Genomic DNA, 24,310 nt, shown 5'->3' with positions numbered 1-24,310 from the left:
CAAAAATAACAAAAAAGCGAACGCCATCTTGTAACCGTCCGCTTTAAATAAAGGTTAAAATGACACTAATCTACTTTTTTGAAAACCATCTGTACCTTGCCATCACGTAGCAGCATGAGTTTTCCCTGGCCAATCTGATACGTTAACGGGGTGGCCAGCGCATTTAGGAATGCCTTTTCAAGCTCCCCAACCGGACCCATACAAGCCATTTTGGTAGTCGCTAGCGGCCCAAATGAAATCAGATGCGTATCGGCAATGACAGGGCCGCTGAGTTGGTTGCAACCGGTGGTGCCTGTTACCCGGCCTTCGGTCAGCGAAATTTCGAGACGGGGCAGTTCGTTACGTGGACCGCCTGCACTGACGGGTTTTCCCTGAAATTCAGTCAGTACCCAGATGTCCTGCAACGTAGCAACCTGACGTAGCGAAACTCCACAGCCCACATAATTTTTGCCGCGTAAATCAACCTCAACCCGATAATCGAGCCGGTTGTTGGTTTTTTTATCAACGCAGCTATCGGGTCTGAACAGTACGTTCATGTGCCCCGCATCCACAGGAATATTGTAACGTAGCACGCCATCCGAGTCGTTCTGACGCTCTGGTACGTTTGTCTCAATACTGTCTTTTCCTGGTGCTTTGAAACGTAGCATTCCCTTCGACGGGTTGACGGTTAACGTCCAGGACGGGTCATTTCCGTAAGCCACTAATTCGTCGCCCGCTTTTATGTATTTACTATAATCGGCGGGGATTGGGGCGGGCGTAAGCATAGCTGCAAACTGGGTCGATGGTCGGCGGCAGGCAGCGGTTAAAAGAAGCAGGCCAAACAGAAGAGTACGCATGGCAAACGGCAGAATACACTATATCTGTAAGACTATCGGCTGACCGAAAAGTTTAATTTAGGCCGGATTGGCCATTGCCGTGTGATTCAAGTTCTGGAAAAACAGAATGCAGTATAAAATGTTGATATACCTACGCTTAAACGGGTGATACGTTATGAAAAAAGGATGGATAATCGCACTGGTAGTCTTACTACTTATCGGAATTGGCGGCTATGTATGGTATAGTCGGCTGAAAAATGAGGCTGCGGCTGAAGGCGGTCCCTACGATAATACGCTCAAGCCTCGTCTGGAACTAACCCGAATGGCGATTACCGACATCAGTGAGGAATCTATCCGCATGAATATGTATATGCTGATTGACAATCCGTTACCTGTGGGTTTCAAAGCCAATCAGATGGATTATACCGTGTACATTGCCGATACGCCAATCGTGAAAGATACGTATCGTAAGGCGGTTTCGGTTGAGGCTGGCGACAGTACGTTGCTGATGTTACCCGTTACGGTAATGGCTAAAACAGCTACCAACGTATTAAAAACGCTCGAACAGAAAGGTATCGATAGCACTACGTATAAAGTTCGGTCGTCGTTTGCGCTCGACGTTCCAATAGTGGGCGAGAAGACATTTGCAGTTACCATCGAACGACGGATGCCAACTTTTTATATTCCAAAGATTAAAATTGAAGACATTGACTTTGGTAAACTTGGCCTGAAACGTACCGACGTAGCAACGAAGGTGCTAGTGACGAATAAAAATAAGTTTCCGTTTAACATCACCGACGCTCAGTACACTGTTATTATTGACGGTAAAGAGATTGCCGATGGGAAACAGTCCGACCCGATTTTGATTAAAGCGCAGGCCACCACACCCGTTATTTTCCCGGTAACGGCCCGGCCCGGCAAAACGCTGAGTGTGCTCCCTAAAATGCTATTTGATAAAAAGGATACACCTTACGAGGTTGATTTTCAGTGTAAAATGGTTGATAAAGAGAAGAATCCGATGATTCAGCAGAGTAAGTTTATGGCAAAAATTACCGGTACACTGGATGATTTTAAGAAGCTAAAGAAATAGACTTTTCAAGACTTAAATTTGTCTTCAGAGAGCGCCAAAGTATTCGTGGTTTTATACGAATACTTTGGCGCTCTTTTTCGCGTATACATAATTTCGAACAGGATAATAGCAAGAGTAGCTTATAAAGTACTTAGAAAGTTTAAACGAGCATTTTAATGTGTCAGGAAAATTAATGATAGGTAAAGCTAGTGTTGAGGAAAACGTTAGTATAAATAATTCATGAATAGCCATATTTTCTACGTTCACCGTTGTAACTTAGAGCAAAAAATAAAAACGTATATACTTGTATAATTTCATGAAGAAATACTTTTCGGCTTTAGCTGGTCTGGCCATAGGAGGATTGGCCGTACAAAATGCTTCAGGACAGGCAGCCACGCTCAATGCCAAAATGGACAAACTGGCCGAAGGGCTGGAAAAGAAAGTAGTAACCTGGCGTCGTGATTTCCACCAGCACCCCGAACTGGGCAACCGGGAGTTTCAAACAGCGGGTAAAATTGCGGCTCACCTAAAGGAACTGGGAATGGAGGTGAAAACGGGAGTTGGTAAAACGGGCGTTGTCGGTTTGCTGAAAGGTGGAAAACCCGGTCCCGTAGTGGCGCTACGTGCCGATATGGATGGTCTACCCGTAACTGAGCGCGTCGATCTGCCGTTTAAATCCGAAGTAAAAACCGAATATAATAACCAGCAAACGGGTGTCATGCACGCTTGCGGACACGATACGCACGTAGCCATGCTGATGGGCGTGGCTGAGGTATTGACCAATGTGAAAAGCGACCTACGCGGTACCGTTAAATTCATTTTCCAACCTGCCGAAGAAGGTGCGCCGGAAGGTGAAGAAGGGGGCGCTTTCCTGATGGTGAAAGAAGGCGTTCTGGAAAATCCGAAAGTCGACGCCATTTTTGGCTTGCACATCAACTCCCAAACCGAAGTTGGTACGATCAAATATCGCCCCGGTGCGACGATGGCGGCTGTCGATTCATACGCCATTAAAATCAAAGGTCGCCAGGCGCACGGCGCGGCTCCCTGGTCGAGCGTTGACCCGATTGTTACGTCGGCTCAAGTGGTGATGGGTTTGCAGACCATCGTTAGCCGGAACCTGCCGTTGACGGAAAATCCGGCCGTGGTAACGGTTGGTGCGTTGCACAGCGGCATTCGGCAGAACATCATTCCTGAAGAAGCGAACATGATCGGTACGATACGGACGTTCAGCCCGCACGACCAGAAACTGGTTCACAAACGTATCAACGAGATTGCCACGAACATCGCGGAAAGTGCTGGTGCTAAGGCCGATGTGAACATCAATATCATGTACCCCGTTACGTATAACGATCCCAAGCTGACCGATCAGATGGCTCCTTCGCTTGAAGCGGTGGCGGGTAAAAACAACGTGAAACTGACCACGGTGCAAACCGGCGCTGAAGATTTCTCTTTCTATCAGCAGAAAGTGCCGGGCTTTTTCTATTTCCTGGGCGGGATGTCGAAAGGTAAAAAAGTTGAGGACGTACCTTCGCACCACACGCCCGATTTCCAGATTGATGAAAGCTGTTTTGTGTTGGGTATGAAAACGCTTTGCCGTTTAACGACCGATTATATGGAGTTCGCCAGCAAAGGCACTGCGGTGAAAGAGCTGACTGCCAGCGGGAAATAATTATAAGTCATTACGTTAAAATGGGGTGATACGTTCTCTTGACACGTATCACCCCATTTTGTTTTTATGCATCTGTTCGTCTCTTTAGCATCCAGGAAAGCAGACCCGGCAGAAAACGTTTGAGGTAGATGCCGTAGATTTCCTTGCCGCCAATATAAACTTCCTCTTTCTTCTGCTCCACCGCTTTCAAGAGTCGTTTGGCGAACGTATCAGGCGACATGCCCTGATCCTGATTGTCATCCATTTTTCCGTGTTGACGGCCATCGCCACTGAGCGCGTTAAACGAAATCGCCGTTCGGATATAGCCGGGACAGACAATCGTTACGTTCAGGCCAGCGCTGGAAGTTTCGGCACGTAATGAGTCGAAAAAGCCGTGCAGTGCGTGTTTACTGGCGCAATACCCCGATCGAAGTTTAGTTGCCAATTTGCCTGCTACGCTGCTCGTAACCACAAAATGGCCACTACGTTGTTCAAGCATTAGGGGCAAAACAGCTTTGGTGAGCGCGATCACACCAAAGAAATTTACGTCCATAATTCGCTGATAAACTGAAAGATCCGTGTCAACTACGCTGCTACGTTGCGTAATGCCTGCATTCAGAAAGATATAGTCAATACGTCCAAACTGCCGACGTACCGTTTCTACGTGCGCTGGTAGGCTCGCTACGTCTGTTACATCCATCGGCAGAATCAATACGTTGCTTTCGGGTAGGCCAGTTTTATCAGCCACGCGTTGTAATTCATCCTCGCGACGGGCGGATAGAACCAACTTTGGCTTGTACTGCGCCAGTTTGATAGCAATGGCTTCGCCAAGTCCCGATGAAGCTCCTGTAATCCAGACAACAGATTCGGTGAAGGGCATGAGTGAAATAATTGTATGGGCCAAGCTAGAGCTTGGCCGATGACTAAAAAAGCTGGCTTAGTACACGGCCAGGCTGGAGCTTGGCCCATCAATCCTATGTAAAATTGATACGTCCATTTCCGCTTTTCACCACCAATTCTACGTCTTTTCCGATGGGTAAGGCCAGATTGTACGGTACGTGTCCAGCCGGGAAATCGTAGAGTGTGGGGAAGGAGTAAGCAGCTACGGCGTCGGCAATGATCTCATAGGAATCCTTACCAAATTGAAGCGACGTATTGGTCCGCATATCGGTAAACTGCCCAACCACTAACCCGGCTAGTGCTGCCAGCCGACCCGACCGGCGCAGTTGCATCATCATGCGATCGAGCGAGAAAAGCGTTTCGTCGATATCTTCGATAAACAGAATTTTACCGGCGTAATCGAAATCAGTTAGCGTTCCGAGCGAATTGATGAGCATGGTCAGGTTGCCGCCGATGAGTGGTCCCGTTACGTTGCCAAGTCGGTTTAGGGGATGACTAGTGACTGCGTAGTGACTGGGTGGTTCGCCAAATAGCCACCGACGTAGCGATTCCAGCGATTCTGCGCGGTCAGGTGCACCAAAATTGCGGGGCATTAGCCCATGTAAACTAACAATCCCGGCCTGATTGAATAAGCTGAGTAACACCGTAATATCGCTGAAACCGACCATCCATTTCGGGTTTTCTTTTAGGGCCGTTACGTCAAGGCCATCAGCAATTCGGTAGCAGCCATAGCCCCCGCGAGTCGCAAAAATTGCCCGAACGGTTGGATCGTCGAAAAGTCGTTGCAAATCGGTTCGGCGCAGATCGTCGGAACCGGCAAACGGACCGTCAACAGCGTGTAAGCTTTCGCCTTCTATTACGTTGAGTTGCCAATCGTCGCGCATAATGCGAAGTCCATCGGCTAATTCGTCATACGGAAACCAACTGGCGGGCGACACAACGCCAACCGTATCGCCAGGACGTAGATAAGGAGGGAGAATCAAGCGAATTTATGTTTTAGTTTTGTTATCCCGACGAAGGGTGAACATTAAGATTACTCCTTTGTCGGAATGCCCAAATCCGGTTATTTAGCTATTCATTGGTTCAGCGGCACTTCTTCAGTATGATCGAGCGTATCGAGGTCAATCGTTACGTTGCCGCCTTTTTGACTACCATCGAACATCGGTATGAATTTATGGCCCCAGCGTACTTCGTTATAGCGATACGAAAAACGCGTATGCACACTTTGCACAAACGTATCTTCCAGGGCTTGAAGCGACACTAAAAATTCAGTGTCTGATTGCTCAAGATCCTGCAACGTACAGCCATACAGCGGACTTTGCTCCGTAACAGGATGAACGAGCGTCCAGTTGGTCGGGAAAAAAGCGACTTTGTTACGTTCCAGATTCAGACCGTAGTATTTCCGATAGCGCGTACCGTCGGCCTTCGTTTCCAGCCGCGACATTGTTACCGTAATTTCCAGATTGATTAGTTGATTGGAACGAGTGTTGATGATGCGGAACATCCAGGCATTGACATCCAGATAAGGTGCGAGCACCGACTGTTTTGAGAATCGGACGTGGGCCAATGGTCTTGAAAAACGTCCGTAAAGAAGGCCAGTGGCCAGCGCGAAAGCCAGTAAACCCAGCATCGATTCGAAAGCAGCTATGGAACTGGTGAGGAACGTATTGGGCGAAATATGGCCGTAACCTACCGTTGTAAGGGTTTGCGAGCTGAAAAAGAAGCATTTCCAGAAGGGGCCATTCAGGTTCTCTTCGCTGACACCAATCAACGTATCGGCCCCGGCCAGCATGTAAATCCCGGCAAATAACGTATTGACTGTCAGATACGAAAATACTAACCAGCTCCAGAAATTCAGCCAGCTCATCGTAATAAGTCGATTATAGATATTCAACTTATCCCAGAGCGAAGCATTAATTCGCTGAATATTAAAACTGCCGTCCTGATTGACCAGTCGCGACTGAGAATCAGTAATTTTTGTGCCAAATCCCAGGTCGCTACGTCGCCCTTCCTGTTCAACCAGTTCGCTGGTTTTAGGAGCGCGATCAGAAAGTTGGTTTGTAGATGAATTCATAGTGAATAGATTTGTTACGTAACAAACCGTAACGGGCTTCTAACAAAGGTATGGCAAAAATGCCTAGTCCTGTTACGTTACTTCGCCACCCTCCTCATTACGTTATGCACCCCATTGAAATTGTAACGGGTTTACTTATCCTGACCACGCTGATGACCGTTGTGGCCCGCTGGCTACAAATCTCGTATCCGATTCTGCTGGTCATTGTAGGACTACTGATTGGGTGGATACCGGGTTTGCCGCCCGTCATTCTGTCGCATGACGCGGTTTTTCTCATTTTCCTGCCCCCACTACTGTATGCGGCTGCCTGGCAAATCGATAATGTCGAACTGAAACTATATAGCCGCCCGGTGACACTGCTGGCAGTTGGGCTGGTTTTGTTTACGTCTACGGTGGTTGCTTTTGTAGCGCACGCGTTTATTCCTGGTTTTTCGCTGGCGCAGGGCTATTTGCTCGGAGCAATTATTTCGCCCCCCGATGCCGTGGCGGCTTCGTCGGTGATGCGGGGCCTGACCGTACCCAAACGGATTACCACCGTACTGGAAGGAGAGAGCCTTGTCAACGACGCAACCAGCCTGATTATCTACCGTTACGGACTGACCGCTGTACTCACAGAACAGTTTGTGTTGTGGGAAGCCAGCCTTCGGTTTGTCGGAATTGCCGTGGCCAGCGTAGCATTAGGATTGGCTATCGGCTGGATTATGATTCGGGTGCATAAAATTCTGGGTAAGGACCGAATCAGCAGTACGGCCATTACGTTACTGACGCCCTACAGCTCGTATCTGATTGCCGAAAATCTTCATATTTCGGGCGTGCTGTCGGTGGTGACGACGGGCCTTTTTCTGTCGGTACGTACCGATCAGCTTTTCACGCACCAGAGCCGATTACAAACTAACGCTGTCTGGGAAATTGTGATTTTCCTGCTGAATGGGTTGGTTTTCATTCTGATCGGGCTGCAACTGCCAAGTATTGTAGCCGATTTAAACGGTTATACACTTCCCGAAGCCGTCAATTACGCATTACTCATTAGTCTGGTCGCCATTGTATGTCGATTGGTGTGGGTTTTTCCGAGCGCCTACGTACCGCGCTGGATGAATAAAGGTATCCGCACCCGCGAAGAACGACCCACCTGGCAGCAAATTGCCATAATCGGCTGGGCCGGAATGCGGGGAGTCGTTTCGCTGGCGGGAGCGCTGGCTTTACCGAACGTACTACGCGATGGCACGCCATTTCCCGGTCGCGACCTGATTTTGTTCATTACGTTTATTGTCATTTTCTGTACACTCGTCATTCAAGGGCTAACGCTGCCCCTGTTGATCGAGGGACTAAACGTAAAAGAAGCCATTGATGAGAAGCGGGAAGAGCTTCGGCTACGTCGAAGCATGGCGCTGGAAGCCATTACGTACCTGGAGGCCAATCATTCGGCTGGCTCGGTCCATGACGACGTATTAAATTACGTTAAAAATGCCTACGAGCTACGTATCAACGAGTTAAATGGAACGTTACGTGCTCAGAACCGACACGAACGCCCCACCGAATTATATCAGCAGGCTGTTCAGCTTCAGTTAGAACTGATTACGGTGGAGCGTGACGTACTCGTTGGCCTGCGGAAAGGAAGCTTGCTGGATGGCGAGATTTTCAGAAACATAGAACAGGAGCTGGATTTAGAAGCGGCCCGTTTATCGTTGGTGAGACCCGTTGAAGACAGCCCCGGAATCAGCTAATAATGAGGCTTTTTACTTTTTTGTTAGTACCCCTGTCCGATATAGCTAATAATTATTTTATGAAGATACTCTAAATTTTTTGAGTAAAATTACTTAAATTAGCGGACGCTTTGAAAAAGCCTGCCGTAACTTTCTTTTTAAACAAACCTATGAGATTGGAATCTGGTATGATTAGTTTGATTGTACCCGCTTTTAATGAAGAAGAAAATCTACCTGTACTGGTGCATCGGTTAATGGCCGTTATGCAGCAATACAAGTCGTATGAAATTCTGATCATTGACGACGGCAGTTCCGACCAGACTCGCCACGTACTTCGTCAACTCAGCAAAGCATACCCCGTCGTTCGATTTCTTTCTTTTTCGCGCAATTTTGGCCATCAGATGGCGCTACGTGCCGGTTATGACAACGCTCGTGGCGAAGCCGTTATTTGCCTTGATGCCGATCTTCAGCACCCTCCCGAACTGATTCCGGCCCTAATCGAGAAGTGGCGTCAGGGCTATGAGGTAGTTTACACCGTACGGCAGGTCGACAAAAAATTGTCGTGGTTCAAACGCACTACGTCGGCTTATTTTTACAAACTGCTCCGTAACGTATCGGGCCTGGAAATTGAAGACGGTGCGGCCGATTTCCGGTTGCTCGACCGGAAGGTAGTTGATACGTTGAAACAGTTTAAAGAGAATGATTTATTCCTGCGCGGGGCAATTTCATGGGTTGGCTTCCGGCAGTGCCGCATTTTATATGAGCCAGCCGCCCGCTACGCTGGCCGCTCGAAATACTCATTCCGCAAGATGCTGAAGCTGGCGGCTATGGGCATTACATCGTTCTCAACCAAGCCGTTGTATTTGTCAGTATTGCTGGGTTTCGGCATGTCGCTGTTTGCCCTCCTGTTCGGTGCCGAAGCTACGTATGAATATTTCTTCACCAATGCAACCGTATCGGGCTGGACCACGCTGGTCGTGCTGTCGGTGCTGATTGGTGGCGTGCAGTTTATCATGATCGGCATTATCGGTGTTTATTTAGGAAAAACATTCGTTGAAGTGAAGAGCCGCCCGGCCTACATCATCAGCGATACAAGTGAGATCGAGGAATCTGAAACAAAATGGCAAGTTCCGAACCAGGAAGAAGACGATATATTTTATTTACCGTTGACGTAGAAGAGTTCGATACCGCCGTTGAGTTCGGGCACGACATTCCCTTAGGTGAGCAGATTGACGTATCGACCCGTGGTTTGAAACCGCTGGCCGAGCGTTTTGAGATAGTAGGTGCCCGTACTACGTTGTTTACTACGGCCAACTATGCACTTCATGAACAGGAGTTGATACGTCAACTGGCTCAGAAACATGAAATTGCATCACACGGCTACTACCATACTACGTTCGAGCCCGCCGATTTACTCAAATCTCGCCTTGCGCTGGAAAAGCTTTTGGGGAAACCCATAACAGGATTTCGGCGGGCTCGTATGGGTTTTGTCGACCCTAACGATGTTCAATCTGCTGGTTATCAGTATAATTCATCGCTTCATCCCACCTGGCTTCCGGGCCGATATAATCACTGGGGAGAACCCCGGCACCCGTTTCAGGAAGCGGGTGTCTGGCAGATTCCAGCTTCAGTAACACCAACGCTACGTTTGCCGCTATTTTGGCTTAGCCTGAAAAATTTCCCATTTGGGTATTATAAATGGCTCTGTCGGCAGACGCTCGAGTCCGACGGTTTTCTGAATCTGTACGTTCACCCCTGGGAGTTTACAGATTTATCCAGCTACGAAAAAATTCCGACCTACGTTCGTCGGTATTCACGCGACGTACTGCTCGACCGGGTTGAGCAACTACTACGTTATCTGAAGCCGCTGGGCGAGTTCGGCACAATGGGTGAGTTTGCCCGCCAGCTTGATTCGGTTATAAAGTTGTAGGGTTATAGAGTTGTGAGGTTTGTGAACGCGACGGCCAACTCTATAACCCTACAACTCTATAACCTTACAACTCTATAACCGCATTGTTTCCGATGCTATCCTTTTTTCGAAAGCCGATTTTTCGCGACTATCGGTTCATCTTTGGAATATACGGAGCACTGACGCTATTCGCCAGTTGCCGAATGGTCTTTAAATCAGGCTCTAACAATTATAAAATTTTCTTCTACTCGCTCCAGCACCTGCTCGAAGGTGTAAGTATGTACAGCCTTTATCCGGGCCAATATTCTGATCATTATCACTACGCACCCACGTTTGCGGCTTTGTTTTCGCCGGTTTTTGCGTTACCATTTTCCGTTGGTTTATTTCTCTGGCATTTCCTGTTTGCTGGTGTCTGGGTATATGCTATTTACCGGATGCCACTGACGCATCAGCAGAAAGTATTTGCCTACTGGTTTAGTTTACATGAACTATTTACTTCGCTGGTAAACAGTCAGACCAATCCGCTGATAGGCGCTATTCCGCTGTTTGCGTTCCTCTGTTTTGAAAAGCGACAACCATTCTGGGCAGCCTTTTTTATCATTCTGGGCTTCAATATCAAGATTTACAGTCTGGTAGCGGGGGCTCTGTTCCTGCTATACCCCGGAAAAATTCGATTCCTGGCTTCTGCGATTGGGTGGGGAATTATTCAGGGATTGTTGCCGCTGCTTTTTACCTCGCCAGCCAAATTGCTCTGGCAATATGAACTGTGGGTCAATCAGTTACTTATCAAATCCGACGTCGATAAGTGGGCCAATACGTCTATTCATCGGCTGGTACATACGTTCATCTCCCCAGATATTGCCACGCCTGTTATTATTGGGCTAGGCGTACTGCTTTTTTGTACTGTGTATGCGAACGTAAAAAAGTTTACCGAACGCTCGTTTCGGTTGCAGATGGTTGCTTCGATACTCATTTTTCAGGTAATCTTTAATCCAGTGGCCGAGTCGCCTACGTATATCACGGCGGTTACGGGGGTGGTACTTTGGTGGATTTATTGTCCGCAGACGGCGCTCGACCGGGTTCTGTTAATTAGTTGCCTGATACTCACGGTCTTCTCGCCAAGCGATATTTTCCCGGCGTTTCTGCGCGAGCAATTTGTGAAACCATACGTATTAAAAGCGCTTCCCTGCGTACTGATCTGGTTCCGAGTTATTTACCTGATGCACGTATCGACCTCGGAAACTCAGCCGCGCCGTGAGGTAGACATACCGGCCTATTCATAACTCTCTTTTTCTTAACCTAATCTTCCTAAACGTAATGACTTCTATGGCCGCGACCTGGCTGGATTTTTGGCAGCAAGAAAATAAGTTCGACAATGCCATGTCGACCAATTACGCTTACTTCCTGGCGAAAGTCGAGAAATACGTTACGGTATCGAAAGCCAAGAAAGTGCTGGATATTGGTTCAGGGCCGGGAAACCTGGAAGACGCCTGGCATGATCAGGTGGGCGAAATTCATGGCCTGGATATCTCGCAGCGTTACAACGAGATGGGACGCGCCAAACACGCCCAGCACCCAAATGTCTTCTTTCATGATTTGTCTCCCGATGACTATCTGAATTTTAGCCCGGTCGCTGGTCAGAAATTCGACATCATTATTGTGATGAGCGTAGTACAATATTATCGCAACGCCGACGAGGTGGAGCAGTTACTACGTAACATTAAGCAACTGGCGGCTCCCGGTGCCAAAGCGCTCATTTGTGACGTTATGGTCGGGAGCAGTATTGCCGGCGATATAATGGGTATTGTGACACGGTCAATACGCCAAGGTGAGCTTTTCTCCATGATGAAATTGCTGGTCGAACTGCGATTTTCAGCCTACCATGAGATTCGCAAAGCAAACGGTTTTTTAGTGCTACCAGAATTGCAATGGCTGGCACTTGCCAAGCGGGTAGGGTTAAATGCTCACTTCATTAAGTCGCCTATTACGTTGCAAAAAGAACGTAAGAGTCTGCTGATAGAGTTTTGAGCGAGGGATAATATCATAGTATGTTTGTGATCTTATCCTGACATAGCTGCCTACTTTTACCCTACTTTATGCGCGTCAACAAATTCCGGTTTTTTTTAGCGCTTGGCCTGCTTCACGCTGGTTTCACTACGTTCGTGATGGCGCAACAACGTCCGGCTATGTATTTCGCCGACACTACGTATCGTAAAGGGGGATACGCCAAAGACCCACACGTAGTCTGGTTCGGTGGGCGATATTTGCTTTATTATTCAGTGCCGACGGGTAAAGATTCGACTGGAGCGGACCGGTGGGGGATAGGCATTGCGGAAAGCCGCGATTTAACGAATTGGCAGAAAGTGACCGAAATACCACCCGTTGCTACGTATGAGCGAAAAGGCTTTTGTGCGCCGGGGGCATTGATTCGGGATGGGAAAGTGCATCTATTTTACCAGACATACGGAAATGGTAAAAACGACGCTATCTGCCATGCCGTTTCCACAGATGGTATTCATTTTAACCGAAATCCGACTAATCCAATATTTCATCCGGCAATTAGTGAGTGGTCGTGCGGACGAGCCATTGACGCCGAAGTTTTCTATTTCAAAAACCAATATTTCCTGTATTTCGCTACCCGCGATCCGACGTATAAAATTCAACAGTTGGGCGTGGCAGTGGCTCCGGCTACAACCAGTTTTAATCGCGAAGATTGGAAACAAACGGCCACAAATGGTCCCTTGTTGAAGCCAGAATATCCTTGGGAAGGAGAGTGTATCGAAGCGCCTTCCATTATTCAGCGCGGCAACGAGCTGGTTATGTTTTATGCCGGTGCTTACAACAACTGGCCCCAGCAGATTGGGGTGGCACGTAGCAGCGACGGTCTACATTGGGAGCGCATCCAAACTGAGCCATTTCTGAAAAATGGCCAGCCGGGAAGCTGGAACAGCAGTGAGTCGGGGCATCCGCATATCTTCAAAACGCCGACGGGCAAAACCTATCTGTTCTTCCAGGGCAACAACGATAAAGGCAAAACCTGGTTTCTTTCCAATCGCGAAGTAATGTGGGAGAAGGCGAAACCAGTAATGAATGCTAAATGATACGTCATCAGGTTGTTACGTAGCATTCGGAGCAACGTAGCAGCAAATTAATTACGTATTAATTCATTTCCAGGGCGCAGGCTGTAGTTTTGTAGGTGCTAACCTTTCGGTAACAGAGGGTAGCGGCTCAACGCGATGAAGCAGTTTTTCCAGCATCCTTTCTTCTTTAGTAAACGTAACATCGTCATCATCTGGACCTTATTAGGAATCCTGACAGGTGTAAAGCAGTATTATCTGGGTGAGCCCGGCTCGTTCATCAATAATTTTCTCCTGTTTATCAATAGTTTCAAGCACCTGATAGCGCACCAGAACCTGTTTCTGGAATACCCATCTGAAACGTTCGATTCTTACCATTACGGCCCCATTTTCGCTCTGCTAATTGCGCCATTTTATTGGTTGCCTACGTTGCTGAGCGTTACGTTATGGAATGTTTTTAACTCGCTGTTTCTTCTATACGCCATTTATGAACTACCTCTGACCAACCGGCAACGGGCTGTGGTGAGTTGGCTGGTGCTTAATTCATCGTACACCTGCCTGCTGAATACGCAGTTCCATCACATTTGCGCGGGAATGATAATGTTGTCGTATACGCAATTGCATAAACGTCAGGAAGTTTCGGCTGCCGCGAACGTAGCACTGGGTACACTTATCAAATTGTATGGAATCGTTGGGCTGGCTTTTTTCCCGTTTGCGCAGAACAAAATTCGCTACGTTGTTGGAGGAATAGTATCGACGGTTGTGTTCGTTACGTTACCGATGCTGTTTGTTGGGTTCGATTATACTGTACAATGTTACCATGACTGGTACGAATCGTTGTCCTACAAAAATCAGTTGAATGTGAGTCTGGAAAATACCCGGACGGATGTCTGTGTTATGGGAATGTTCCGACGGTTATTCCACGACGGTACGTTATCCAACCTCTACTTTATTATTCCCGGACTACTGGTCTTTGCGACAGCTTACCTGAAAACCAATCTGTTCCAAAATGTTCGTTTTCAATTGAGCATTCTGGCATCCACCCTATTGTTTCTGAATCTAGCCAGTACTGGTTTCGAATCGCCTACGTTTATCATCAGTTTTACCGGCGTAGCAATCTGGTACGTAGTGTCGGCCAAAACGAAGCTGGATAATTTATTACTCGCTTTTGCGCTGCTGATTTCCAGCTTTTCTCCGACCGATATTTTTCCGGCCTACATCCGCGATCACTACGTCAATCAGTACGCATTAATGGTGCTGCCCCTTCTGTTCGTCTGGTTACGGCTACACTGGAGTATCTGGACTGGAATGCCAGAAGAGCATGTTCCTGAAGGTGAGTTGATTAGATAAATACTACGTCGTCGATGACCTCGCTTCCCATGTCTTTATTGATCAACTGAATCAATTTCTGCTTGGCGTTGACCAGTTCGTTACGTAGCGGAGCCGACGAAATGTCGATGTGGAGTTTGCGATCCCGAACGTAGAGCCGATTGGTACGTGAGGCAATGGCGGGGCCCATCATGCGCCCCCAGAAGGCTTCGAGGTAAGTTTCGTTGAAGCGTGCCTGGAGCTGATAGGCTTTGAGCAGCTGACCGATGGCATCCTTCAAGGTGGTGGTCCCTGCCACGCGGGTGGCATTTTCGCGGTTATATCGGTAAGTCTGGTTCATTACGGGGGCGTCTTATGACAAAAATAAACAATCCTTCAACTCGGTAAGTAGCTGTTTCGTTTTAATTCTGAAAAAATTCGTAAGCGGATAGAAAAAGCATCCGACGTTTGGAATCCCACCGTTTGGCTCGTATACTTGCGCCATCAAGTCAATTCTTACGCGTTTTTCAACGCGAATTGATTTATAAAGAAGCGGGGAGAGATCAGGCTCTGCGAACCGCTGGCAACCTACCACACGGCAAGGTGCTAACTCCTGCCTAAAACCATTTTAGGAACTATAAATCGCAATTTACATGCTCCATATCCGATGCTGTATGCCCCTGAGGGCTAGCTAATTACGCCTGATTTTGCCGCCAGAACCGGGAGGGTTTTGCGTGTGCCTACTGAGCTGTAGAGTTGTGTGGTTATACCGTTGTAAAGTTCAAAACCTGGTAGCCAATTCAATATTAGCAATGCTTTACAGCTCTCCAATTTTATAACCCTATAACTATTCAACTACAATAACCATGTCCGAACTTCATTTTGATACACTCCAGCTTCATGCTGGCCAGGAACCCGACACGGCGACAAACTCCCGAGCCGTTCCCATTTATCAAACAACGTCTTACGTTTTCAACGACTCGGCGCACGGAGCTGATCTGTTTGCACTGCGGGCATTTGGCAATATTTACACCCGCATCATGAACCCGACGTCCGATGTGTTCGAGAAGCGCATTGCCGCCCTCGAAGGTGGCGTAGCGGCTCTGGCGGTGGCTTCCGGGCAGGCGGCTCAGTTTATTGCCCTAAATAATATTTTGTCGGTAGGCGACAACTTTGTGTCGACCTCGTTTCTCTACGGCGGTACGTATAATCAGTTCAAGGTTTCGTTCAAGCGGCTGGGTATCGACGTTCGGTTTGCCGATGGTGATAAGCCTGAAGCGTTCGCCAAACTGATTGATGAGAAAACCAAAGCCATTTATCTCGAAACCATTGGTAACCCAGGTTTTAACATTCCTGATTTCGATGCGATTGCTGCCCTGGCGAAGGAACATGATATCCCGCTGATTGTGGATAATACGTTTGGTGCAGGTGGTTATCTGTTCCGCCCCATCGAACATGGTGCGGCTGTGGTGGTCGAGTCGGCAACGAAATGGATTGGTGGACATGGTACCAGCATTGGGGGTGTTATTGTCGATAGCGGAAACTATAACTGGGGCAACGGCAAGTTTCCGCAGTTTAGCGAGCCATCGGAAGGGTATCACGGCATGGTTTTCAGTAGTGTGTTTGGTGTAGGTGGTCCTTTTGGAAATATCCAGTTTATCATTCGGGCGCGGGTAGAGGGCTTGCGTGACTATGGCCCGGCTATTAGTCCGTTCAACTCGTTCCTGTTGCTGCAAGGGCTCGAAACCCTGTCGCTGCGCGTAGAACGCACCGTGCAGAATGCGCTGGCACTGGCCCAATGGCTTGAACAGCACGAGCAGGTTGAGTTCGTGAATTATCCGGGACTGGACAGCAGCCCGTACCACGAACTGGCTAAAAAATACCTGAAACGGGGTTTTGGTGGCGTCTTTTCGTTTAAAGTGAAAGGTGATGCTGATACGTTCGTCAACAGCCTGAAACTGATAAGCCATCTGGCTAACGTAGGCGATTCCAAAACCCTAATTATTCACCCGGCAGCTACTACGCACCAGCAGTTAAGCGAGCAGGAGCAGGCCAGTGCCGGGGTAGAAGCGGGTGTGCTACGTATATCAGCTGGTATCGAATACATTGAAGATATTAAAGCCGATCTGGCGCAGGCATTTGCCCAGATTGCATAAGCGGTAACTATATACTATTTGTTTCAGGTATCTGGCTAGAAGTCAGGTACCTGAGACAGAAAATCGTTTTTTCGTTGGACGTTCAATACTTCGATTACAAATATTCGTTTCCGCTTGAATCGGGCGGGAGTCTGCCGGGGTTTCGGCTGGCCTACACTACGCGTGGTACGTTGTCGCAAACGCCTGACCAATCGAACGTAGTATGGGTATGTCATGCCTTGACAGGTAATGCCGACGCGGGCGACTGGTGGGGCGGTATGGTAGGCGCGGGCAAATATTTTGACCCGGCCAGAGATTTTATTGTCTGCGTGAACGTACTGGGTTCCTGCTACGGATCGACGGGACCGTTATCGGTAAACCCGGCAAACGGGCAAACCTACTTCCACGATTTTCCCACCATTACCATCCGCGACATGGTAAACGCGATGGATCTGCTACGTCAGGAGTTGGGTATCGAAAAAATTCAGACTTGTATTGGTGGTTCCGTAGGTGGCGAACAGGCCATGGAGTGGGCCATTCTGCAGCCTTCGCTCATCCAGAACCTGATATTGATCGCCGTTAGTGCTGTGGCTTCGCCCTGGTGTATTGCCTTCAACGAAGCGCAGCGGATGGCCATAGAAGCCGATCCGACTTGGGCTGAACGACGTAACGACGCCGGACGTAACGGTATGAAAGCCGCTCGAGCGATGGCTATGATTTCGTACCGCAACTATGATACGTATGGCTTCACTCAGGCTCTCGATAATAACGAACAGCTGGATGATTACAAAGCGGCTGGTTACCAACGCTATCAGGGTGATAAACTAGCCGACCGTTTCAATGCGTTTACGTACTGGACGCTTTCGAAAGTGATGGATTCGCACAATGTCGGGCGAAATCGGGGGAGTATTCTGAACGCGTTATCGCAAATTAAAGCCCGGGCACTGGTTGTAGGTATCCGGTCTGACCTGCTTTTCCCGCCCTCCGAACAGCAGTTTCTGGCTCGCCATATTCCTGACGCGGCTTACGAAGAAATTGATTCGCTTTACGGTCACGATGGTTTCTTAATTGAATTCCGTCCTTTAACCAACATTATTCGTAAGTGGATGGCCAGCGCTGAAACCACAAACCGCCCGGTAAAAGCTTCGACTAATCAGTAAACGTAGCAGTCGCATTAATCCGGCAGTTTCTCCGCCAAGTATAAATAGGGTGTGTGAAAATGGTGGGTAAAAATTTTATCCTTGCTGTTAGGATATTTAGTGAAATACGTACTGTCGGTCTGTAAAACAATCGTTGTCCCCGTCCGGACGTAGTGGTTGCTGTTGTAATACGCCGGTGCTACGTAGCCATTCAGGTTTTTTTTAACCGTATTTGACGCCACCTTACCAAGATATTTCTGATAATTTTTCTGGGCTTTAAGGGCCGGTTTGCTCAAACTGTTGTAAACGTGTCTTAAAGCGATACGTGTCAGCAGCTTTTGTTTTTTGATAAGTGCAGGTGCTCCCGCAAATGGGTTTGTAGGATTGAAATCGTTTACCGTCTGAACCGTGAGCGGTACTTCAGGAACCCAATCGGCAGCATTTACTACGTTGTAAGCCCAGCCATTTTGGGTCATGGCTTCGTAGGCATAAGCGAAATACAGATTTCCGGGCTTGGGGCCTGCGCTGCAATACGTTTTGAACCGAATGTCGGGAGGTATTCGAGAGTGAGATTGCAGATTTTTCAGATGCGCCGTCAGCAGATAAGCGATAGCCCCACCCTGACTGTGCCCCAGAATAATTATATCTTTTGTGCCTGCCTTGTAGGTAGAATCCAGTTTAGGAAGTATGTCTTTTGTCAGAAAAGCCGTACTGATCAGCCAGCCTACATGTACAGCGGCCTGCGGATTAGAAGCCAGTTCATATTGAAAACGCTCGGTATCACTTAACTGCAATTCTCCTTTGGCGGGCACCATTGCAGCATAAAAATTTGCCAGCCAGCTAACGCTGTTAGCCGTAGTTCCGCGAAGGCTAATTACGGCTACACCCTGATTATTCGTCCATAAATCCCAGCGATTGTCAAGTCCAACGATAGCCGAACGATAAACCGGTTTGAAAAACTGCGGAGTCGGAAACGCGCTGACGTAAGCTGAATCGCCAAAGCGGGCCGATACTTTAAGCATTTCAATGTACTCAGCTTTGTCGAAACCTGGTTTTAGTTTCTGAGCGAAGAGTATGTTGGGCAATACAAGAAAAATAAGTAGTGCTACCGGAGACTTTTTCATCATGACAAATTGCGATTTCACGTATCGAAAGTACAAAAGAATAAATGACGTTTCAGCAATGCCACCTGATGGTTATTGGCTAATTCACATTAAAAACCGAACCGGACCTACTTTTAAGACAATAGTCAACAACTGCTATGCGCTATCTTGTTCTTTCTGTAGTACTACTTTGTACTGCTGCTATAGTAAGGCTAAATGAAGATAATGAGACGGTTGTTGCTGCGGGGCACCTTCCAGTCGTGGTTTCTGACGACAACGGAGAAGTTCATTTAGTGTATGGCCAGGACTCAACCCTGTATTACGTGGTCGGTACTAAGCCATCTACATCGTTTAGTCAACCCTTAGCGATTGCTACGTTAAAACAACTGGTGGCAGGGTCGAAACGAGGCCCGCAAATAGCGGTGACAGCTAATTACGTAGTTATTACGGCGGTCAATAAAGAAGGCGACATATTTGCTTACTCGCTCAACAGAAAAAGCGGAAAATGGTCGCCCGCCGTGCGAATCAACGACGTACCGGCCATTGCCAAAGAAGGATTTCAGGCGGTGGCAGGCGCAAAAGCGGGTACTTTCTACGCTACCTGGCTTGACCTGCGCGAAGACAACCGAAACAAACTCGTTATGGCTGTTTCCCAGGATGGCGGACGTACCTGGTCAGCGAATCGGGTGGTTTATCGCTCGCCGAGTGGGACTATTTGTGAATGCTGCAAAGTGTCAATTACTGCCAAAGAAAACGATGTCTACATCCAATTTCGTAACTGGCTCAATGGCGCTCGTGACCTCTACCTGGCTCATTCAGCCGATGGTGGAACCTCTTTTACATCCCCGCAAAAGCTGGGTTTAGGAACCTGGAAGTTGAACGCCTGTCCAATGGACGGAGGGGCCGTTTCGCTCTCAAAAACGGGGACACCACTTAGCGTATGGCGTCGGGAAAATACAGTATACATGTGTCGACCAGGTGAACAGGAACAGGCCGTGGCTACAGGCCGTAACGTGACCCTAACCACCCGTAGAGCAGACACGGCTTTGGCCTGGGATGAAGCTGGTGAGGTCTGGTTAAAGGTTAATGACAACAAACCCGTGAATCTGGGCAAAGGGCAGATGCCGAGCGTAGCATTCTCCAGAAATTCAGCGATATGTATTTGGGAATCAAATGGACAGCTGATTCAGTCAACTGTCCATCTATGATACCAGCCAGGAGCAGGTCATTGTTCTAAAAGTGTTATTTCAGAATAGGTTCCAGGGCAGCCCGATTCTCATCGAGCCAGGCGTGAATGTCGGTTACGATTTCGCGGATGCCTAATTGTGGTTTCCAACCCGTCAATTTTGTTACGTTGGTGTTGTCGGTGATGTATAGCCGAATGTCGGCCGCCCGGTTTTCGGTAACCTGTTTGATCGGAATCGTTTTTCCGGTTATTTCCTGGCAAATGTTGGTTAGCTCTTGTAAGGAAGCGCTGCTTTCAATTCCGCCCCCCGCGTTCAGAATCTGGCCATTTACTTTATCAAGGTTGTGTAATTGCCAGTCAATCAGTCGGTAAAGATCAGCGATGTGGAGCATGTCGCGGGTTTGTTTACCCGTGCCGCCGTAGCCAATGTATGCAAGCTGCTGCTCAAAATAGTGCTTGGCAATCCAAAGCACCATTACGCCCTGATCGACTTTGCCCATTTGCCACGGTCCCGTAATTACGCCACAACGGTTAATTACGGTTTTCAGGCCATAAAACTCATTGTACTCCTGAATGAGCAGTTCCGAAGCCAGTTTGGTCGTGCCATACAATGACCGGGCGCCATCGAGTGGGAAATTCTCGGCAATTCCTTTGGACGAAACACCTGGAACGGGCTGATTATCACTAAGTACAAACCGCGTGTCAGCTTCCTCGAAAGTAAGCGTTTCGATGGTTTTGATAGGATAAACGCGACTTGTCGACAGAAAAATGAAATTAGCCCGGTGTTTCAGTGCGTAATTCAGACAATTGACCGTGCCGAAAAGATTCGTATTAATCAGATAATCGGGCGTGCCATCTAACCCCGCCAGCACCGATGGTTCGGCTGACGCTTCAATCACCGTATCGACCGGGGGCAACGTATCGAAATCTTCTTTGTTACGTATATCACCGTGTAGAAATTCAATACCAGCCGCTTTAAGCCGCGATAGACTTAGTTCGGAACCTCTACGTTTCAGGTTATCAAGTGCAAAGATCTGGTAATCTGGATATTGTTGTTTCAGCGAAATAGCCAGCGACGAGCCAACAAATCCGGCCCCGCCGGTAATGAGAAGTTTCATAAATAAATGAGCGAAAGAGTGAATGAGTGAAAGAGCGAATGAGTGGTTTTGCAACTAATCGCTCTTTCACTCATTCACTCTTTCGCTCATTTATGATGTGATACGTTTGAGTTGAACGTTTTCGACCGGGCGGATAACCAGGGGTACTTTCTCGATTTTCACCGAGCTGCTGTCCAGGCCGAACCAGCGGTCTTCGGGCGTAGTGAAACTTTTGATGTTGAAATACAAATTCATAATCAATCGCTCCGTGGTCGGAAGTTCGTTTTCGAACGAGAGAAATTTCTCTAAAACGACAAAACGGAAATCACCTATTACGTTCTGTCGGCTGAGCGACTCATATCGGCTCGTAATGTCCACCTCCTTGTTTTTTACCATGTCCTCAATCACTTTCCGGAAGAACAGATTGATACGTTGTTCGACCCGGAAACCCAGCTTAAACGTGACTTTATAAGCATCGTCGGGCGCAATAGTGTTCACTTTGTATTCCATCGTGTACGGGTCGTCGGTGGTGTCGACGTGGACAAACCAATAGATATCGGCGCGTTTGGGCCGTTTCTGAAAGATGGAATAAATGATTTTGGACTCGATTTCCGACTGCCGGGCCGCGTTGCTCATAAAGACAATGTGCGTGGCGTATTTCGGAATACTAATGTCGCGGCTAAGTTCTTTGATAGCCTGTATGTAATGGTCAATGCGGACGTATTCGGTCAATCGAAGCTTAATCTGGAAGGCGCGGAGCCAGATGATCATGACCGTAGCCATCACTCCGGCAATCAGGATGGATACCCAGCCGCCGTGTGTAAATTTCGCCAGGTTAGCTACCAGGAAGCAGCTTTCTACCGCCAGATAGAAAACCAGAAAAAGCACAACCAGCCAGGCGTTGTATTTGTGCGAGTACATGTAATAGCTGAACAGCACCGTACTCATCATCATAGTTAACGTAATGGCCAGCCCATAAGCGGCTTCCATGCGCGAGGATTCCTGAAAATAAAGCACTACCCCGATACAACCCGCAAAAAGCAGCCAGTTGATACTCGGAACGTAAAGCTGCCCTTTCTGATTGGACGGGTACCGAAGACGTACTTTCGGCCAGAAGTTGAGCCGGATGGCTTCGCTGATGAGCGTGTAAGCTCCAGTCAGCATGGCCTGACTGGCGATTACCGTTGCTGCCGTTGCCACGCAAATACCTATAATCAGAAACCATTCGGGCATGAGCATATAGAATGGGTTTCGTTCGCCCAAAGGCTGCCCAGCCAGGCTTTCTATAAATGCCCCCTGCCCAAAATAATTCAGCATCAGACAGGTTTTTACGTAAACCCAACTAACCCGAATATTAGCCCGGCCACAGTGCCCCATGTCTGAATAAAGCGCTTCGGCACCGGTTGTGGACAGGAAAACGGCACCCAACAGCCAGAAAGCCCCCGCCTGGCCGGTCAGGAAGTCATAGGCATACATTGGATTCAGAGCCGCCAGAATAGTAACGTCTTTGACGATATGAAGCAAGCCGAGCGTACCCAGCATGGTAAACCAGACCAGCATGATTGGGCCGAAAGCAGTACCCACTACGCTGGTACCTAACGTCTGAATCAGGAACAGTATCGACAGAATACCAATAACAATAGGAACAGTCGGGATGTCCGGATAAAGAATCAGCAACCCTTCTACTGCTGATGAAACCGAAATTGGCGGGGTGATAATACTGTCGGCCAGCAACGAACTCCCACCAATAATGGCGGGAATGGTAAGCCAACGGGCATGTCGACGTACCAGCGCATACAGGGCAAAAATGCCACCTTCTCCCCGGTTGTCAGCTCGCAGAATCAGGATAACGTACTTGATCGTCGTTTGTAACGTAACAGTCCAGAAAATGCAGGAGAGTGCGCCCCGAACGATATTGGCCTGAATCGGCTCGGACGTGCCTACTATGGAACGTAGTACATATAAAGGTGACGTGCCAATATCACCGTAGATGATACCCATTGCCACCAGCAGACCAGCGGCTGTTACGGTATCTAAATGCTTCTTATCTTCCATAGAACAGGCTTGCGCCTTTCGTTACGAGCAGAACAAAACGGGGCAAAGATAGACGATGTTTAGATTCATTATTCTCGTTTGATCTGAAAGTTAAAATAGCGTTAGAAAGACATACAGTTTACAGTATTATACGGAGATATTGTATAATTTATACGGTTCAGGTCGCCTACAAATAGATTACGTTATCGTAGTGAGGTGACGTTTCAGGAATTGATTATATTGCCAGGCTATTGAGCTACCTCATTCCTGTATGCCAGCTCCGCCCGTTTCTTTTAACGACAGTCAGTTCGAAAAATGGATTGACGATTTCTCCCAGCTTACCAGTTATACAATTGGCAGAGGAACGGCGAATGACATTGCTATTGCCAATCCGAAAATAAGTACGCAACACGCCCGACTGATCCAATGTGCGCCTACTACGTTCCTGCTGGAAGATTTGGCCAGTAAGAACGGCACGTTTGTGAATGGCTACCGAATTACACGGAAGCTCATTAATAACACCGACGTACTACGTCTGGCTGATGCCCAATACACTGTGGACCAATTGCTGCTGCTACGTAAGCAAAAGGCTGTTATGCCTGCTACGTTCGAGCAACCTGTTGAGCCTGCTACGTTTCAGTCGGCCAATCCTCTTGATTTTACGCGCCAGTTTGCCAATCTCAAACAGGTCTACGAACAGTATCCGCAACTACGTCGGGACTGCCGGAATCGTGATAAAATGATACGTACCGGGAGCGTGATTCTGTCGTCGGTGGTGGGCATGAGCGCCGTGCTGGCCAGTGGCGGGGCAGCCGCTCCCCTGTTGCATATTTTGTCGAGTGCGGGCTTGAGTATGTTAGTGCCAACCCTGTGTTCTACGTTGTTGTCGACCGAAGAGAAGCTGGAAGTACTTGATAAAGAGTATCGTGAAAAGTATCGCTGCCCCAATCCAGATTGCCGCGATCCGTTTGGCGCGCGGGAATGGGAACTGCTCGCTCAGCAGAAAACCTGCCGCCGGTGTCAGGCCATCTGGGTAAAGTAATTTTTTTGACTCCCTCACTTACCTTTTTTCAATTCGCCCGATATACACACATCGTTCAATACGTATCCTTT

The 24,310-nt window shown here is 48.2% G+C and carries 21 protein-coding genes and 1 riboswitch; of the genes, 13 read left to right on the top strand and 8 right to left on the bottom strand.

The window, feature by feature from the left end:
- Positions 1–65: 65 nt before the first annotated feature.
- Positions 66–836: an META domain-containing protein gene (locus ACYVF1_RS17845; RefSeq protein ID WP_461081261.1), complete on the bottom strand. Its 771-nt coding sequence runs from the start codon at positions 834–836 to the stop codon at positions 66–68.
- Between the two features lie 154 nt (positions 837–990).
- On the opposite strand from ACYVF1_RS17845, the gene ACYVF1_RS17840 reads away from it, so the two are divergent.
- Together ACYVF1_RS17840 and ACYVF1_RS17835 are read left to right on the top strand one after the other, a co-directional pair.
- Positions 991–1,905 carry an LEA/WHy family protein gene (locus ACYVF1_RS17840; RefSeq protein ID WP_461081259.1) on the top strand — a complete coding sequence of 305 codons (915 nt, stop codon included), beginning with the start codon at positions 991–993 and terminating at the stop codon, positions 1,903–1,905.
- Between the two features lie 295 nt (positions 1,906–2,200).
- Complete coding sequence (locus ACYVF1_RS17835) at positions 2,201–3,553, top strand: amidohydrolase (RefSeq protein WP_461081257.1); 1,353 nt, start codon at positions 2,201–2,203, stop codon at positions 3,551–3,553.
- Between the two features lie 64 nt (positions 3,554–3,617).
- Here ACYVF1_RS17835 and ACYVF1_RS17830 read toward each other — a convergent pair whose 3' ends face one another.
- The 3 genes from ACYVF1_RS17830 to ACYVF1_RS17820 all read right to left on the bottom strand — a co-directional run bounded on the left by ACYVF1_RS17830 (position 3,618) and on the right by ACYVF1_RS17820 (position 6,506).
- The gene (locus ACYVF1_RS17830; RefSeq protein ID WP_461081255.1) at positions 3,618–4,412 is read right to left on the bottom strand and encodes an SDR family oxidoreductase; all 795 of its coding nucleotides are present in this window, start codon (positions 4,410–4,412) and stop codon (positions 3,618–3,620) included.
- Positions 4,413–4,506: 94 nt separating this feature from the next.
- A complete protein-coding gene (locus tag ACYVF1_RS17825) occupies positions 4,507–5,415 on the bottom strand; it encodes a S66 peptidase family protein (protein WP_461081253.1) in 909 nt (302 codons plus the stop codon).
- A 92-nt stretch (positions 5,416–5,507) separates the two neighbouring features.
- Positions 5,508–6,506, bottom strand: a complete 999-nt coding sequence (locus tag ACYVF1_RS17820) for an ion channel (protein WP_461081251.1) — start codon at positions 6,504–6,506, stop codon at positions 5,508–5,510.
- A 50-nt stretch (positions 6,507–6,556) separates the two neighbouring features.
- Here ACYVF1_RS17820 and ACYVF1_RS17815 point away from each other — a divergent pair, with 50 nt between their 5' ends.
- From ACYVF1_RS17815 to ACYVF1_RS17785, 7 genes are all read left to right on the top strand, one after another.
- On the top strand, positions 6,557–8,230 hold the full coding sequence (locus ACYVF1_RS17815) for a Na+/H+ antiporter (RefSeq protein WP_461081249.1): 1,674 nt from the start codon (positions 6,557–6,559) through the stop codon (positions 8,228–8,230).
- A gap of 149 nt (positions 8,231–8,379) precedes the next feature.
- Complete coding sequence (locus tag ACYVF1_RS17810) at positions 8,380–9,384, top strand: glycosyltransferase family 2 protein (RefSeq protein WP_461081247.1); 1,005 nt, start codon at positions 8,380–8,382, stop codon at positions 9,382–9,384.
- Positions 9,330–10,139: a polysaccharide deacetylase family protein gene (locus tag ACYVF1_RS17805; RefSeq protein WP_461081245.1), complete on the top strand. Its 810-nt coding sequence runs from the start codon at positions 9,330–9,332 to the stop codon at positions 10,137–10,139. Before ACYVF1_RS17810 ends, ACYVF1_RS17805 begins: the two co-directional genes overlap by 55 nt.
- A 92-nt stretch (positions 10,140–10,231) precedes the next feature.
- Complete coding sequence (locus tag ACYVF1_RS17800) at positions 10,232–11,401, top strand: glycosyltransferase family 87 protein (RefSeq protein WP_461081244.1); 1,170 nt, start codon at positions 10,232–10,234, stop codon at positions 11,399–11,401.
- 43 nt (positions 11,402–11,444) lie between these two features.
- The gene (locus tag ACYVF1_RS17795; protein WP_461081242.1) at positions 11,445–12,146 is read left to right on the top strand and encodes a class I SAM-dependent methyltransferase; all 702 of its coding nucleotides are present in this window, start codon (positions 11,445–11,447) and stop codon (positions 12,144–12,146) included.
- A gap of 68 nt (positions 12,147–12,214) precedes the next feature.
- Positions 12,215–13,219, top strand: coding sequence for a family 43 glycosylhydrolase (locus ACYVF1_RS17790; RefSeq protein WP_461081240.1), 1,005 nt, complete (start codon positions 12,215–12,217; stop codon positions 13,217–13,219).
- Positions 13,220–13,354: 135 nt separating this feature from the next.
- Entirely contained in the window at positions 13,355–14,545 is a 1,191-nt protein-coding gene (locus ACYVF1_RS17785) for a glycosyltransferase family 87 protein (protein ID WP_461081238.1), read from the top strand.
- Here ACYVF1_RS17785 and ACYVF1_RS17780 read toward each other — a convergent pair.
- Positions 14,538–14,864, bottom strand: a complete 327-nt coding sequence (locus tag ACYVF1_RS17780) for a DciA family protein (RefSeq protein ID WP_461081236.1) — start codon at positions 14,862–14,864, stop codon at positions 14,538–14,540. The two genes, ACYVF1_RS17785 and ACYVF1_RS17780, sit on opposite strands and share 8 nt — an antisense overlap.
- Positions 14,865–15,042: 178 nt before the next feature.
- A riboswitch (SAM riboswitch) is annotated at positions 15,043–15,147 on the top strand.
- Positions 15,148–15,369: 222 nt separating this feature from the next.
- On the opposite strand from ACYVF1_RS17780, the gene ACYVF1_RS17775 reads away from it, so the two are divergent.
- Together ACYVF1_RS17775 and ACYVF1_RS17770 are read left to right on the top strand one after the other, a co-directional pair.
- Positions 15,370–16,659, top strand: a complete 1,290-nt coding sequence (locus ACYVF1_RS17775) for an O-acetylhomoserine aminocarboxypropyltransferase/cysteine synthase family protein (protein ID WP_461081234.1) — start codon at positions 15,370–15,372, stop codon at positions 16,657–16,659.
- Positions 16,660–16,733: 74 nt separating this feature from the next.
- On the top strand, positions 16,734–17,798 hold the full coding sequence (locus tag ACYVF1_RS17770) for a homoserine O-acetyltransferase family protein (RefSeq protein ID WP_461081232.1): 1,065 nt from the start codon (positions 16,734–16,736) through the stop codon (positions 17,796–17,798).
- Between the two features lie 14 nt (positions 17,799–17,812).
- Here the strand turns inward: ACYVF1_RS17770 and ACYVF1_RS17765 are convergent, their stop codons facing one another.
- The gene (locus ACYVF1_RS17765) at positions 17,813–18,904 is read right to left on the bottom strand and encodes a lipase family protein (protein ID WP_461081230.1); all 1,092 of its coding nucleotides are present in this window, start codon (positions 18,902–18,904) and stop codon (positions 17,813–17,815) included.
- Positions 18,905–19,038: 134 nt separating this feature from the next.
- On the opposite strand from ACYVF1_RS17765, the gene ACYVF1_RS17760 reads away from it, so the two are divergent.
- Positions 19,039–20,088 carry a sialidase family protein gene (locus ACYVF1_RS17760; RefSeq protein ID WP_461081228.1) on the top strand — a complete coding sequence of 350 codons (1,050 nt, stop codon included), beginning with the start codon at positions 19,039–19,041 and terminating at the stop codon, positions 20,086–20,088.
- Between the two features lie 34 nt (positions 20,089–20,122).
- Here ACYVF1_RS17760 and ACYVF1_RS17755 read toward each other — a convergent pair whose 3' ends face one another.
- Positions 20,123–21,184: an NAD-dependent epimerase/dehydratase family protein gene (locus ACYVF1_RS17755; RefSeq protein ID WP_461081226.1), complete on the bottom strand. Its 1,062-nt coding sequence runs from the start codon at positions 21,182–21,184 to the stop codon at positions 20,123–20,125.
- A 90-nt stretch (positions 21,185–21,274) separates the two neighbouring features.
- Positions 21,275–23,218 carry a KUP/HAK/KT family potassium transporter gene (locus ACYVF1_RS17750; protein WP_461081224.1) on the bottom strand — a complete coding sequence of 648 codons (1,944 nt, stop codon included), beginning with the start codon at positions 23,216–23,218 and terminating at the stop codon, positions 21,275–21,277.
- A gap of 250 nt (positions 23,219–23,468) precedes the next feature.
- On the opposite strand from ACYVF1_RS17750, the gene ACYVF1_RS17745 reads away from it, so the two are divergent.
- Positions 23,469–24,239, top strand: coding sequence for an FHA domain-containing protein (locus ACYVF1_RS17745; RefSeq protein WP_461081222.1), 771 nt, complete (start codon positions 23,469–23,471; stop codon positions 24,237–24,239).
- Positions 24,240–24,310 lie beyond the last annotated feature (71 nt).

Source organism: Spirosoma flavus, assembly GCF_054778555.1.
This window is presented reverse-complemented; position numbering and strand designations above follow the sequence as displayed.